The 13,953-nt window shown below is 71.8% G+C and carries 10 protein-coding genes; 2 read left to right on the forward strand and 8 right to left on the reverse strand.

Features of this window, described 5'->3' with window-relative positions:
• Nucleotides 1-178: 178 nt before the first annotated feature.
• The 3 genes from AB0E94_RS15805 to AB0E94_RS15815 all read right to left on the reverse strand — a co-directional run bounded on the left by AB0E94_RS15805 (nucleotide 179) and on the right by AB0E94_RS15815 (nucleotide 3,442).
• A complete protein-coding gene (locus tag AB0E94_RS15805) occupies nucleotides 179-1,000 on the reverse strand; it encodes a transglutaminase-like domain-containing protein (protein ID WP_360326689.1) in 822 nt (273 codons plus the stop codon).
• Nucleotides 1,001-1,306: 306 nt separating this feature from the next.
• Nucleotides 1,307-2,218 carry a sulfotransferase domain-containing protein gene (locus AB0E94_RS15810; protein ID WP_360326691.1) on the reverse strand — a complete coding sequence of 304 codons (912 nt, stop codon included), beginning with the start codon at nucleotides 2,216-2,218 and terminating at the stop codon, nucleotides 1,307-1,309.
• Nucleotides 2,219-2,491: 273 nt separating this feature from the next.
• Entirely contained in the window at nucleotides 2,492-3,442 is a 951-nt protein-coding gene (locus AB0E94_RS15815) for a helix-turn-helix domain-containing protein (RefSeq protein WP_360326693.1), read from the reverse strand.
• Nucleotides 3,443-3,513: 71 nt separating this feature from the next.
• Between AB0E94_RS15815 and AB0E94_RS15820 the strand changes: the two genes are divergently transcribed.
• Nucleotides 3,514-4,500: a saccharopine dehydrogenase gene (locus AB0E94_RS15820; RefSeq protein WP_360326695.1), complete on the forward strand. Its 987-nt coding sequence runs from the start codon at nucleotides 3,514-3,516 to the stop codon at nucleotides 4,498-4,500.
• 24 nt (nucleotides 4,501-4,524) lie between these two features.
• Here the strand turns inward: AB0E94_RS15820 and AB0E94_RS15825 are convergent, their stop codons facing one another.
• From AB0E94_RS15825 to AB0E94_RS15835, 3 genes are read right to left on the reverse strand one after another with little or no spacing between them, the layout of a single operon-like run.
• Nucleotides 4,525-4,941, reverse strand: coding sequence for a MarR family transcriptional regulator (locus tag AB0E94_RS15825; protein ID WP_360326696.1), 417 nt, complete (start codon nucleotides 4,939-4,941; stop codon nucleotides 4,525-4,527).
• A 5-nt stretch (nucleotides 4,942-4,946) separates the two neighbouring features.
• On the reverse strand, nucleotides 4,947-6,905 hold the full coding sequence (locus tag AB0E94_RS15830) for a molybdopterin cofactor-binding domain-containing protein (protein WP_360326698.1): 1,959 nt from the start codon (nucleotides 6,903-6,905) through the stop codon (nucleotides 4,947-4,949).
• A complete protein-coding gene (locus AB0E94_RS15835; RefSeq protein WP_360326699.1) occupies nucleotides 6,902-7,363 on the reverse strand; it encodes a (2Fe-2S)-binding protein in 462 nt (153 codons plus the stop codon). The genes AB0E94_RS15830 and AB0E94_RS15835 overlap by 4 nt, the downstream gene beginning before the upstream one ends.
• A gap of 214 nt (nucleotides 7,364-7,577) precedes the next feature.
• Between AB0E94_RS15835 and AB0E94_RS15840 the strand changes: the two genes are divergently transcribed.
• Nucleotides 7,578-11,279 carry a GH92 family glycosyl hydrolase gene (locus tag AB0E94_RS15840; protein WP_360326883.1) on the forward strand — a complete coding sequence of 1,234 codons (3,702 nt, stop codon included), beginning with the start codon at nucleotides 7,578-7,580 and terminating at the stop codon, nucleotides 11,277-11,279.
• Nucleotides 11,280-11,324: 45 nt separating this feature from the next.
• Here the strand turns inward: AB0E94_RS15840 and AB0E94_RS15845 are convergent, their stop codons facing one another.
• Together AB0E94_RS15845 and AB0E94_RS15850 are read right to left on the reverse strand one after the other, a co-directional pair.
• Nucleotides 11,325-11,945, reverse strand: a complete 621-nt coding sequence (locus AB0E94_RS15845) for a PilZ domain-containing protein (RefSeq protein ID WP_360326701.1) — start codon at nucleotides 11,943-11,945, stop codon at nucleotides 11,325-11,327.
• Nucleotides 11,946-12,073: 128 nt separating this feature from the next.
• On the reverse strand, nucleotides 12,074-13,933 hold the full coding sequence (locus AB0E94_RS15850; protein WP_360326703.1) for a PQQ-binding-like beta-propeller repeat protein: 1,860 nt from the start codon (nucleotides 13,931-13,933) through the stop codon (nucleotides 12,074-12,076).
• Nucleotides 13,934-13,953 lie beyond the last annotated feature (20 nt).

The following is a 13,953-nucleotide window of genomic DNA, read 5'->3' on the forward strand; positions in this document are numbered from 1 at the left end:
CGTCATGACGGTGCGGCGCCGATCGGCGCCGCGTTGCTGTCATGACTCTGTCGGGGCGTGTCCTCACGCCATCCTCGCGAAGTCCTCACCGGGCGGCGACCCGGTGTCGGGCAGACGGCGACTCCGCTTCCGGCCGGGCCTGATCAGAGCGCCGGGCCGGTCATGCGCGGCGGTGTGGTCAGGCGATCAGGGCGGGCGGCACCTCGAGGTCTTCGGTCCGGTAGAGGGCGGCGACCTCGGCCGGGTCGTCGGCGGCGCAGGTCGCGGCGACGGTGTCGAGGAGGGTGTCGTAGTCGGCGCCGGTGTGGCCCTGGTAGGAGTCGTCCATCCGGCCCCACTCGTCCCAGGGGAGGGTCTCGACACGGTTCAGCGAGGCCAGATCGCGGATGGCGTTGCCGCGGATCTCGCCCGGACCGAAATTCTCGGTGCCCCACACTCCGAACTTCGCGGCGTCGATGCGGTCGGCCCGGAACTCCGCCCAGGCCTCGCCGCCGGTCAGGAACTGGCCCGGGGCCAGCGCCTCCGGGGTGGCCAGCACGGTCAGGCCCATCGCCTCCGGGTCGGCTCGGACCCAGGGCTCGCCGTCGGTGGAGAACTCGATCACCCAGTGGTCGAGGCCGAGGCCGGGCTGGAAGTAGGTGGCGAAGCCGCAGCGGGCGCGGGCCGCGATGCCCTGGTGGCGCAGCAGGGCGCAGGCCAGGACGGCGAAGTGGCGGCAGGTGCCGACCACGCGGCGCTCCGGTGGCCGGGGCACGGTCAGCGGCGACGGGTCGAGGCCGAGCAGGGTGGTGACCAGGCGGGCGGCGGGGCGGATCTGATTCTCGTCGAAGCGGCCCGGTGGCAGCCCGAGGCGACCGGCGTCATCGGGCTGGATGACCAGCCGGTGCACGAGCCCGGCGATGGCGATCGGGTCCTCCGGGAGATCGGCGAGAGCGCCGCGCCGCACCGAGGAGAGATCGGTCAAGGGGCCGCCCGCCGTGTAATCGATCGTCGCCGTCATGCCCCGTATCGTAGGCGTGCGGTCCGACATTTTGCGGCCCGGCGGACGGTGGAGCCGAGCAGGGCCGCCGGAGTCCGCCGGCGGCCCTGCTCGGTCACTTCTTCTTGTCCTTCTTGGACTTCTTGTCCTTCTTGGATTTCTTCGACTTCTTGGCCATGTCGAGCTCCCTCCGCTCCCGGAACCTCCGGCGGCTCAGCTCCCGCAAACCTTCCGGATACGCAGCGTGTGCGCTTGGTTCACCGAGCGTTCACGCTAGTCGTTCCGGGGTGGGGCGGCCTACTCATCCACGGATGAGATTCACGCCGATCAGCGCCGGGACGGGCCCGGCCCGGTGAGCGGCTCCACCGGCCGGCTCTCCGTCACGTCCGTCGCCGAATAGCCGAGAATGTCCAGAAGATTCCCGGTCGCGTTGCGGAAGGCCTGTTCGATGTCGTCGTCGAAATGGTTGCGCCAGTCGCCGGACTTCCCCTTGCGGTAGTGCGAGATCCCGCCGGCCTTCTTGCGCTCGTTCATCCGCGAGAAGCTGTACTTCTCCAGAAGGGCGGTCAGTTCCTCGGGCGGCAGGTTGATTCCGCAATGGCGCATCAGCGCGTCCATCTCGCCGAGCTGGTCCGCGCCGGTGAGGTCTTCGTAGCGGATCAGCCGGATGGTTTCCGACGGCGGGGCCTCGACCCACGACCGGACCGCGTTGAACATTCCTTTCCGGGTCAGATTCTCGATGAGGTAGAGCATTCCGTCCTTCTGTGACCGCTCCCGCAGGGCGGCCCGGACCGCCAGCACGTCACCCATCGGCGTGTGCGAGTCACGAGTCGAGAAGTAGCTGGAGACCAGCAGGTCACGCGGGTCGCGGTAGATGAAGAAGGTGCGGTGCGACTCGGGTTTCGCCATCTTCTGGTAACGCTTGTACGGGAAGTACAGCGACAGCCCGATCCGCTGCGGCGGGCAGACCCGCGGGTCCTTCCAGCCGTAGTAACGGGGGTCGTAGGTGACCAGCCCGGAACGACGGTAGACGATCGGGTCGCTGAACACCGATTTCACCCACTGGCTGGCGGTCTTGCGGACCGCGCAGTGGTAGACGTTGACGAATGGGCTGCGGTCCTCGACCGGCACGGTGATCCGCAGTTTCGCGTTGTGCGCCTCGAGCAGGGCCCGTCGCGCGAACACCCGCACGGAGTCGGGGCTGTGCTGTTTCGCGAACATCACGGTGCGATTGAGCATCGTCAAAGTCCAATTCGTCGCCAGGCGGAACGGCACGCCGACGTCGCGCACGCCGTCGTGCGTTGGGGGCACTTTACAAGAACATTGACACCGTTACGAGAGTGTCACGTCTCGGTCACGGCCTCCAGCCTGTGAAAAGGCTTGGAGAGGGCTGGGCCGGGCCTCCGCCCGGGTCCGGCCCAAGGACACCTCACCTGCACAAACGATCGAGCGCCCGGTTCGTCACGCGGCGCCGAAGCTGAACGAATTCACAGGTTGAACGTTGCGTGAACGTCAACGATCCGAAGAGGAGGCGCGGAACGTGCGCCGATACGTCTCCGGTGGCACGCCCAGCTGCTGGCTGAAGTGCCGGCGCAGCGTGGTGGCCGTACCCATGCCGGTCCTGGTGGCGATCTGCTCGATGCTGAGGTCGGACAGTTCCAGCAGCTCCTGGGCCCGGCGGACCCGTTGGTCGTGCAGCCAGCGCAGCGGGCTGCCGCCGGTCACCGCGTGGAAGTGCCGGGCCAGGTTGCGTGAGCTCATGCCCGCCTCCCGGGCCAGGTCACGGACCGAGAGCGGCTCGCCGAGCCGGGCCGTCGCCCACGCCATCACGCCGGTGAGCACGTGGGTGCGCCCGTGCCCGACCGCGGCCGGGATGAACTGGGCCTGCCCGCCGGGCCGGTGCGGCGGCACGACAAGCGTCCGGGCCAGCGCGTTCGCGACCGCGGTGCCGTGATCCAGGCGCACCAGGTGCAGGCACAGGTCCATGCCGGCGGCCTTGCCGGCTGAGGTGAGCACGTCGCCGTCGTCGATGTAGAGCACACCCGGGTCGACGGTCACCGACGGATAGCGGGACTGCAACAGGTCGGTGTGCGCCCAGTGGGTGGTCGCCCGCCGCCCGTCCAGCAGGCCGGCCTCGGCCAGCGTGAACGCGCCCGTGCACAGCGACGCGACCCGGGCGCCCCGGGCGTGGGCGGCGCGGACCGCCTCGACCAGGGCCGGCGCGGGCGGGTCGAGGGGGTCGCGGCAGGACGTGATCAGCACCGTGTCGGCGGTGGCCAGCGCCTCCAGGCCGTGCCGGACCCCGGCGGTCAGCCAGCCGCCGACGGACGCGCCGTCCTCACCGCAGATGACCAGCTCATACCAGGTGCCGGCGAGCTCCCGGTCGGCGCCGAACACCTCGCACGCGGCGGCCAGCTCGTAGAGCGGGGTGCCGTCGGTGACCGGCAGGGCGACGCGGTGCATGTCCGAAACTGTACGGCAGATGTCGTTGCGGACACTGTCCCGGCGCGGTCCGGATCGCGAGCATTGACGGCATGAACAAGCGCATCGCGGTCCTCGGGGCCGCCGGGCACACCGGCCGTTTCATCGTCGCCGAGCTGGAACGGCGCGGGCTGACCCCGATCCCGGCCGGCCGCGGCACCGACCTGGACCAGGCCTTCCGCGGCGCGGACGCGGTGATCAACTGCGCCGGGCCGTTCAATGCCACGGCCGGGCCGGCGATCGAGGCGGCGATCCGGGCCGGCATCCCCTACCTGGACGTGACGGCCGAGGTCGAGGTGGTCGGCGACACCTTCGCCGCCTTCGGCGACGCGGGCATCCCGATCGTTCCGGCGGCGGCCTTCTACGGCGGCCTCGGCGATCTGCTGGCCACCGCGGCCACGTCACCGTTCACCGTGGTCGAGGAGCTGACCATCGCGTACGCGCTGAGCAGCTGGCATCCGACCGGAGGCACCCGCCGTACCGGCAAGGTCTCGATGTCCCGCCGCGACGGCAACCGGATCGCCTTCGTCGACCACCGCCTGCGTGTCCGCGACGGCGAGGCGCCCCGCGCCGAGTGGGTTTTCCCGGCCCCGGTCGGTCGCCGCGCGGTGGTCGGTGAGTTCGTCACCGCGGACAGCGCCACCATCCCCTCGCACATCGGCACCCCGGTGATCCACTCGTTCATGACCGCGAACGCCGTCGCCGACCTGCGCGATCCGGACGCCCCGGAGCCGGTCGCCGCCGACGCGTCGGGCCGGTCCACGCAGACGTTCCTGGTCGAGGTGGTGGCCCGGTCCGGTCGACAGGAGCGGCGGGTGACGGCGAGCGGCCGGGACATCTACGCGGTCACCGCGCCGCTGGTCGTCGAGGCCGCGGTCCGGATCCTCGCCGGCGAGGGCGCGAAGGCGGGGGTGGCGACCCTCGGCGCCCGGTTCGACCCGATCGCCTTCCTGACCGCTCTGGGCCCGGAGACGATCGAGGTCCGGACGCCCGGGAGAGAGGCCGGGACGCCCGGGAGAGAGGCCGGGACGCCCGAGTGAAAGGGCGGGACGCCCGGGGGAGGGTCAGGACGTCCGGGAGATCAGCGTGATCAGCTGGCGGCGGAAGTGGTGGTAGTCCTCGACCGCGCCGAGCAGCTGCTCGGACTGCTGTTCCTCGTGGCGGGCGGTGGCCAGCGCCCGCGTGCCGGCCTCGGTGATGGTGACGACGGTGCGGCGCCGGTCCCGGTCGTCGGCGGCACGGCCGGCATGGCCGGTGCGGACCAGGCGCTCGATGGTCCGGCTGATCGTCTGGTCGGTGACCCGGCACAGCTGGGCGAGCTCGCGCTGGGACAGCGGCCCGCCGGCCAGGTGGTGCAGGGCGATCAGCCCGGCGTGGGTGAGCCCGAGCCCGGCCAGGAACCGGTCGAACCGGCCCTCGACCATCCGGGCGGCCACCGACAGCAGCCGCCCGGTCGGCCAGGTTTCGACGTCATCCTGCACGCCGGTCAACCTACAGGCACTCCGTAGGGCATCCCGGTGACCGGTGCGCCGCCCGCGAGCGCGGAGGCGATGGCCGCGGCCGCCGGGGGATAGGCGAGTTCGCCGAGCCCGCCGATCGGGGCCTCGGACGGCACCACGATCACGTCGATCTGCGGGCAGTCGGTGATCCGGGCCCACGGGTAGTCCCGGAACGACGACTGCACCACCGCCCCGTCGCGGACCGTGATCTGCGCGCCGAGAACCGTCGACAGCGCGTCCAGGATCGCCCCTTCGACCTGGGCTTTCACACCCGAGGGGTGGACCGGGACGCCGACGTCGACGGCGGCGGTCACGTGCCGTACCCGGCGGGCTTCCGGATCGGCGCTCACGATGACGGCGATCGCCGAGCCGTAGTCGAGATGGCAGGCCACCCCGGTCCGCCCGCCGCACGGCGCCGCCGCGGCCGCCGCGTCCAGCACCCGCCGCAGCCGGGAGTCCGCGGGCAGCAGCCGCCGCCGGAACCCGACCTGGTCGTGGCCGCCGCGTTCGGCGATCTCGCTGAGGAAGCACTCCTCGGCGTAGCCGAACTGCCCGGCGTAGACGCCCCGCCAGAACCCGGTCCGCAGCGGCGCCGGCCGCAGCGTGACGGTCACACTGCCGGGCACCGCATACGGGAAGTGATCGCCGCTGGCGCGCACCACGACCGGGCTGGCGAACGGCGGGCTGACCGTCAACGGCCAGGTCACCACCTGATGGGCGCGGCCGGCCGGCATCCCGTCGGCGTCCAGGGTCGCGGTCAGCCGGTGCACCGACATCGGCCGGTACGAGTCGTGCCGGGTGTCGTCCGCCCGGGTCCAGCGCACGCTCACCGGCTGCCCGACCGCCCGGGAGCAGGCCACCGCCTCCATCACCGCGTCGGTCTCGATGCGCCGCCCGAACCCGCCGCCGGCCAGCGTCGGATGCACCACGGCCAGCGGACCGAGCTGGTTGCGCAGCCCGCCCGGGTCCTGCACCGGCGCCCACACCGTGATCGCGGTGCCGGTGACGTGTGCGGTCGCGTTCATCGGTTCCATCGGGGCGTGCGCGAGCAGCGGCAACCGGTACACCCGCTGCACGTCCGGGGTGCCGGGGACCGCGGGCAGCGCGGCCTCCAGTTCGTCGAGCCAGACCCGGCTGTCCGCCGCCGGGGTGCCGCCGGTCCAGGTCACGGATAGGGCGGCCCGTCCGCGCAGAGCGGTGTCGGTGTTGCCGGCGATCACCGCGACCCCGCCCTGCCCGGCGGTCAGCGTCACCACGGCGGTCACGCCCGGCACGGCCAGCGCCGCGGTGTCGTCGACGGTGGCGACCTTCGCGCCGATCCACGGCGGGCGGGCGACCACGGCGATCAGGCTGCCCGGCGGTGCGTGTTCGGCGCCGTAGCGGGCTTTGCCGGTGACGATGTCGCGGGCGTCGGCGCGTCCGGCCCGGGTGCGGCCGATCAGCCGCCACTGCTCGGGCGGGGTGAGGGTGACCGGGACGGTGGCCGGGTCGATCGCGGCGGCGTCGTCGACCAGGTCACGGTAGGGGAGCGGCCGGTGCGCGGGATGCCGGATCCGGCCGTCGCGGGCCGTGCACTCGGCGGCGGGGACGTTCCAGCGGGCGGCCGCGGCGGCGATCAGCAGGCAGCGGGCGGTGGCGGCGGCGGTGCGCAGCGGTTCGGCCATCATCCGGCTGGACGTGGAGTTGGCGACGGCCTGCGAGCCGTAGGTCGCGGTGTCGCCGGGCGCCTGTTCGAGCCGCAGGTCGCCGACGCCGACCGCGAGCTCCTCGGCGACCAGGACGGCGGCCATCGTGCGTACCCCCTGGCCGGTGTCCGGACGCGGAACCGTGACCGTGATCCGTCCCCGATGATCGACGCGGACGAAGACATTGATCAGATCTTTTCTGGTACGGAGGGGGACCGCCACCACCAGCGCGGCGCCCAGCAGGCTCCGCCGGGTGATCATCGGGCCAGCTCCGCGGCGCGGCGGACGGCCGCCCGGATCCGCGGATACGTGCCGCAGCGGCACACGTTGTCGTGCAGCGCCGCGTCGATCTCGGCATCGGTGGGGTCGGGGTTGGCGGCCAGCAGCGCCACCACGGTCATGATTTGGCCCGGCTGGCAGTAGCCGCACTGCGCCACGTCGAGTTCCAGCCAGGCCCGCTGCACCGGATGGTCGCCGTCCGCGGAAAGCCCTTCGATCGTGGTGATCCGTTCGCCGGTGGAGTCGGCGACGGTCCGTACGCAGGGCCGTTCCGCCTGCCCGCCGACCAGCGAGGTGCAGGCCCCGCACGCGCCGACGCCGCAGCCGTACCGCGGCCCGGTCAGGCCCAGTTCCTCGCGCAGCGCCCACAGCAGCGGGGTGTCCCCGGGCACCTCGACCGTCTGCCGTCGCCCGTTGACGTGTAAGCGGTACCGGCCCACGCTGCCCCCTGATCATCGATGAACGCCCATCGCTCAGCCTGCTGAATATCCGCCATTCCGTCCCGCGCGGTCAACGACACCCTTTCTGTTAAGAGACCTTTACAGATCGATATCAGGCGATTAAAGATGACGAGTGATCTTCCTCGTCGATGGAGGCCTCATGCGTCGTACTCCGCTCGCCGCCCTGTTGTCGCTCGTCCTGGCCGGAGGATCGATGGCGGTGAGCCGACCGGCCGCGGCCGCTCCGGCGCCGCGGTTCAGCACCTCGTTCGAGACCGGGGATCCACCGCCCACCTGGCAGAACACCGCGGAACGCACCTCCGGAGTGGACGGCCGCCTGCGGGCCGGCATCCCCGGCTCGGTCAACGACCGGGTCACCGCCGTCACCGCCTCCGGCGAGAACACCGGCGGCGGCGAGGTCAAGGAGAACCTGCTCGACGCCGACCCGGACACCAAATGGCTGGTCTTCACCGCCACGGGCTGGGCCGCCTACCAGCTGAACGCGCCGGTCCGGGTCGCCCGTTACGCCCTCACCGCGGCGAACGACGTGCCCGCCCGCGACCCGCGCGACTGGCGCCTCGAAGGCTCGGCCGACGGCAGCACCTGGACCACCGTCGACACCCGGACCGGGCAGACCCTCGGCGAACGGGGCGCGACCACCACCTACGACGTCGCCACCCCCGGCGACTACCTCCACTACCGGCTGACCGTGACCGCGAACGGTGGCGCGACCATCGTGCAGCTGGCCGACCTGCAACTGTCGAACGGCGACGACACGCCGCCACCACCCGAACCGGCCCGCAGCGCGATCGGGACCGGGCCGGCCAACGCGCCGGCTGCCAAGGCCCGGGTCGGGTACTCCGGCCTGGCCTCGCTGGAGTTCGCCGGGCGTCATGCCACTGACGGGCGCGGGTACACGTACAACCGGATCTATGACGTGGATCTTAAGATCGGCCCGGACACCGAACTCTCCTATCTGGTGTTCCCCGAGTTCAGCCGCGGTGACCTGAGCTACCCGGCCACCTACACCGCGGTCGATCTGGCCTTCACCGACGGCACGTTCCTGAGCGCGCTGAAGGCCAAGGACCAGCACGGCACGGTGGTCAGCCCGCAGGCCCAGGGCGCGGCGAAGAAGCTGTCCGCGAACCAGTGGAACAAGATCGTGTCGCGGATCGGCCAGGTCGCCCGCGGCAAGACCGTCGACCGCATCCTGGTCGCCTACGACAAGCCGTCCGGCCCGCAGAGCCCCTGGCGCGCCTGGTTCGACGACATCACCCTGACTGGCGTCAAGGATCAAAAGCCGATCAAGAGCCTCGCCGGGTACGTGGAGACGCGCCGCGGAACACAGTCGAGCGGAGGCTTCTCCCGGGGCAACAACATCCCCGCCGCCGCCGTGCCGCACGGGTTCAACTTCTGGACCCCGGTGACCAACGCGTCCACCCTGAGCTGGCTGTACGAGTACCACAAGGCCAACAACGCGGCGAACCTGCCGCAGTTGCAGGCGCTGTCGGTCAGCCACGAGCCGAGCCCGTGGATGGCGGACCGGCAGACCTTCCAGTTCATGCCGCAGGACGGCGCCGGAGTCCCGAACGCCGACCGGACCGCCCGCGCGCTGCCCTTCCACCACGAGAACGAGACCGCAAAACCGCACTACTACGGCGTCACGTTCGACAGCGGGCTGAAAGCCGAGGTCGCGCCCACCGATCACGCGGCGCTGCTGCGGTTCACCTTCACCGGCGACGGCGGCAACATCATCTTCGACAACGTCAACGACAGCGCCGGCCTGACCGTCGACCCGGCGACCGGCACCGTCACCGGATGGACCGACGTGCGCAGCGGCCTGTCCAACGGCGCGTCCCGGATGTTCCTCTACGCCACCGTCGACGCCCCGGTGCTCGGCGGCGGGATGCTCCCGGCCGGCAACCGGCCCTCCACCGGATACGTCACTGTCGGCGCGAAGACGGTGCACCTGCGGGTGGCCACCTCCCTGCTGAGCGTCGACCAGGCCCGGCACAACCTGGAACTGGAGATCGCCGCCGCGGACACCCTGGAGACCGTCCGCGACCGCGCCGAAGCCGCCTGGAACGCCAAACTGCGGACCGTCGAGGTGGAGGGCGCGAGCCGGGACCAGCTGGTCACCCTCTACTCCAGCCTGTACCGGCTGTTCCTCTACCCGAACTCGGCCCACGAGAACACCGGCACCACCGCGGCCCCGGTGTGGCGGCACGCGGTCCAGTCGTCGACGACCACGCCGCCGAGCACACCCACCCAGACCGGAGCCGAGATCAAGGACGGGAAGGTGTACGTCAACAACGGCTTCTGGGACACCTACCGCACCACCTGGCCGGCCTACTCGCTGCTCACCCCGGCACTGGCCGGGGAGATGGTGGACGGGTTCGTGCAGCAGTACCGCGACGGCGGCTGGATCTCCCGCTGGTCGTCGCCGGGATACGCGAACCTGATGGTCGGCACCAGCTCCGATGTGGCGTTCGCGGACGCGTACCTCAAGGGCGTGAAAGGTTTTGATCTTGAAGACGCCTATGCGGCGGCGGTGAAGAACGCCTCGGTCGCGCCGCCGAACGACAACGTCGGCCGTAAGGGCCTGACCACCTCGATCTTCAAGGGGTACACGCCGTCGGACGTCACCGGCGAGGCGATGTCCTGGGCGATGGACGGCTACATCAACGACTACGGCATCGCCAACATGGCCCAGGCTCTCGGACACACCGAGGAGGCCGAGTACTACCGGTCGCGTGCCTTGAACTACGTCAACCACTTCGACGCGTCGACCGGCTTCTTCCAGGGGAAGAACTCCGCCGGGCAGTGGCGGTGGGGCCCGGCGCAGTACGACCCGGAGGTGTGGGGCTACGACTACACCGAGACCAACGGCTGGAACATGGCGTTCCACGCGCCGCAGGACGGGCAGGGCCTGGCCAACCTGTACGGCGGGCGGGACGCGCTCGCCGGCAAGCTGGACACCTTCTTCTCGACGCCGGAGACCGGGCTCAAGTTCGGCTCCTACGGCGGCGTCATCCACGAGATGACCGAGGCCCGGGACGTCCGGATGGGCCAGTACGGCCACAGCAACCAGCCGTCGCACCACCTCCCGTGGATGTACACCTTCACCGGGCAGCCGGCCAAGACCCAGGCCCTGACCCGGGAGATCGTCGACCGGCTCTACCTGGGCAGCGAGATCGGCCAGGGCTACCCGGGCGACGAGGACAACGGTGAGATGTCCGCCTGGTACGTGTTCGCCGCGCTCGGCTTCTACCCGTTGCAGATGGGCAGCGCCAACTACGTGATCGGCTCGCCGTTGTTCACCAAGGCCACCATCAACCTGGAGAACGGCCGGAAGGTCGTCATCCGGGCGCACGGCAACTCGGCCCGCAACGTCTACGTCCAGTCCCTGAAGGTCAACGGCAAGGCGTGGAACTCCACGAACCTGCCGCACAAGGTCCTGGCCGGCGGCGCCACCCTCGACTTCACCATGGGCTCGAAACCGTCGAAGTGGGCCACCGGGGCGAACGCGGTGCCGCCGTCGCTGACCTCCGGCGCCGAACCGGCCCGCCCGCAGAAGGACGTGACCGGCACGGTCACCACGGCCGCCCTGGCCGACGACTCCTCGGCGACCGAGGCGACCGTCACGACACAGGAGTGGACCCTGCCCGCGGCCGCCGAGGCGGGCCAGTACACGATCACGTCCGCGGCGGCGGCCGGCGCCGACCCGGCCGGCTGGCGACTGCTCGGCTCGGCCGACGGCGTCACCTGGACCGAACTCGACACCCGCACCGGGCAGGCCTTCCCGTGGCGGCGGCAGACCCGCCCGTTCACGGTGGCGTCGCCCGGCGCGTACACCCACTACCGCCTGGAGTTCACCGGCCCGGCCACCGTGGCCGAGCTGGAACTGCTGGCCTAGCCGGCCGCGTCCGGCCCGGTGCAAGCCCACCGGGCCGGATGCGGGTCAGTCCTGACCGCGACGGCGCTCGGCGATCTCCGACGCGAAGATGTGCTGCCTGATCGACTTCGCCAGGGCCTCCTCGGCCTCGAACCGCATCACCACGTTGTAACCCGGCATGTCCCAGGCGTCCCGGACGGCGTGCACCACACCGTCGATCTCGACGTTGCCACCATGCAGCGAGACCGCGGCCTGGATCCGGTCGTTGACGGCGGCCTGCACCGCGTGCTCCGTCCAGCACCGCAGCCCGCCCTCGCTGATGTCCAGCAGCCGGGCGCCGAGCGGGCCCTGCTCGTCCGCCAGCAGGTGCAGGGCGCCGCCGCCCCCGCCGCGGACGAACTGGCGACGGTTGCTGGTCGCCGGGGCGCCGACGGCCTTGAGCACCCAGCGCGACGAGGCGTCGTCACCGGTGGACACCAGCTGACAGGGCAGGACGGCACGCGAGCGGGGCTGCGCCCAGAACAGCTCGAGCCGCTGGCCGGGCTGAAGGGTGATCCGGTCGGTGGTCTCCAGTGGCGCCGAGACCGTGATCTGCGTGCCGTCGACTTCTTCCAGCCGGGAACGGTAGGTCGCCTCCGCGTCGGCGGCGAGAAATACCGGCGTACCGACCGGCGGAAACTCGACCATGATGGTGCCTTTCGGGGGAGTTCGCGGCATCGGTCCGCCGACTGCTCGGTCGCCGACCCGTCTGTGGGCGACCAACCATGTCGGCAGCAGCGGGGCGAACTGAAGCAGATGGCCCGGCGACGTTCCCGTCAGTTCCCGGTCAGCGATCGGTAGAGCGCGTCGATCTGCCGGGCCTGTTCGAGGTTCGCCGGGTCACCGAACGCGTCGATCGACAGGTAGAGGTCGACCGCGTGCGCGGCGTGCCGGGCGGCCACGTCGCGCTCGCCGAACTCGGCGTAGCCCCTGGCTGCCAGACCGGTCGCGTGGGCGCGCAGCAGGGTGGTGTCCGGCCCCGGGAAGCGTTCGGCCAGGGCGTTCGCCTGCCGTAGGTGCATACCGGCGGCGACCGGCCACGCCGAGCGGTAGCCGGCCGCGCCGAGTCCCGCCGCGACGTTGGCGACCGCCCGGACCCGGCGCGCACCCCGCTTCCGGGTCGGCGGCACCAGATACATCGTCAGGCGGGCCAGCCCGGACCAGAAGGCGGAGGCCCCGCCGCGTCCGGCGGTGAAGTACTTGAGCCCGATCCGGAAGAAAAGCGCCGCCAGGCGGTCGGCGGCCAGCATGACCAGCGGCGACACGGCCAGGCCGGCCAGCATCCCGGCCGGTCGGCCGGTGGCCAGCGCGCCGAGCAACCCACCACCGAACGCTGTGGCCGCGCCGGTCAGCACGGTGTTCAAGTGGGCCGCGGCCGGGCCGGGGAACGGCCCGGCCGGCACCCCTCGCCGGATCCTGTCCCGAGCCCGGAAGGTGCCGGCGTCGGTGCCGGTGGCCGCGTCGAGTGTCTGCAGGCTGCCGCTCGGCATACCGAAGTAGAGGATCCCGTCGTGCACCACCGGCGACGCGCGCAGTCCGTCGTGGGAGGTGTCCATGCCGGGGCCGCGGTGCTCGACCGGCCGGCTCCAGAGGTGGCGCCCGTCGGAAGCGTCGACGGCAGCGAGTTCGGCAGCGTTCTCCGCGGTGCCCCGGGTCGCGTAGATCAGCCGGCCGTGCCCGGCCGCCGGCGAGGCCTCCACCCAGGCAGCGGTCGGCTTCCGCCAGCGCAGTTCGCCGGTGGCCGCGTCCAGCGCGACGATCGCCCCGGAGGTCAGCAGCGGCGGATGCGTCGAAGGCGCCCGTCCGGCGAAATAGACGATCCCGCCATCGACCACCGGCATCGCCCGATCGACCAGCAGGCTGATCTGCTCGGTCCAGACCGGTTCCCCGTCGTCGGCCCGCAGGGCATGCGCCTCCCCGGCCAGGTCGGCGACATGGACGATGCCGCCGGCGACCGCGCAACCCGCGTGCATGGCCAGGTTCAGCGGCGCCTGCCACAGTGGCCGGGCGTCGGCCAGCGCGAACGCGCGCAGGCTCTGGTTCGGCACGACGAGATGGACCCGGCCGTCCGCGATGGCCGGTGGGCAGCCGTAGAAGTCGGGCCGGCCGGCGGAGCCGATCACTTCCTGAAGCACGCCCAGGGCGGTGAACTGCGATGGTCCGCCGAGTTCCCGTTCGGCGACCACCTCACCGTCGGCGGCCCGCAGGATGGTCAGGCCTCGGTGGGCAACCACGGCGACCAGGCCGTCGGCGGCCGCAGGTGGGGCGCTGAACCCGGCCCCGGTTGCGAATCGCCAGCGCACCTCGCCGCTGGCGGCATCGACGGCCAGCAGCGTCCCGCCGGAACCGCCGGCACGGATCAGGATGAGTCCGGCGTAGGCGATCGGCGGCGAGAGCAGCGGCCCGGCGTCCGTGCGCAGGTTCCACCGGTGACTCCCGTCGAGGGCGTCGAGGGCGACCAGCCGGCCGCCGGCGTCCCCGGCCACCACCAAGCCGTCGGTGACGACCGGGGCAGCACGGACCGGGCCGGACATCCGCCTGCCCCACGGGCTGAATCCCGGCGGCGGTCCCGCCTCGCCACTCACGCCGGTCCGGTGCGAGCCACCCCGGAACATCCCGTCGCCCTGCGTCACCACCGACGCTCCCTCCCCTGCCC

The organism is Actinoplanes sp. NPDC026670 (assembly GCF_040638175.1).
Classification (GTDB): Bacteria; Actinomycetota; Actinomycetes; order Mycobacteriales; family Micromonosporaceae; genus Actinoplanes.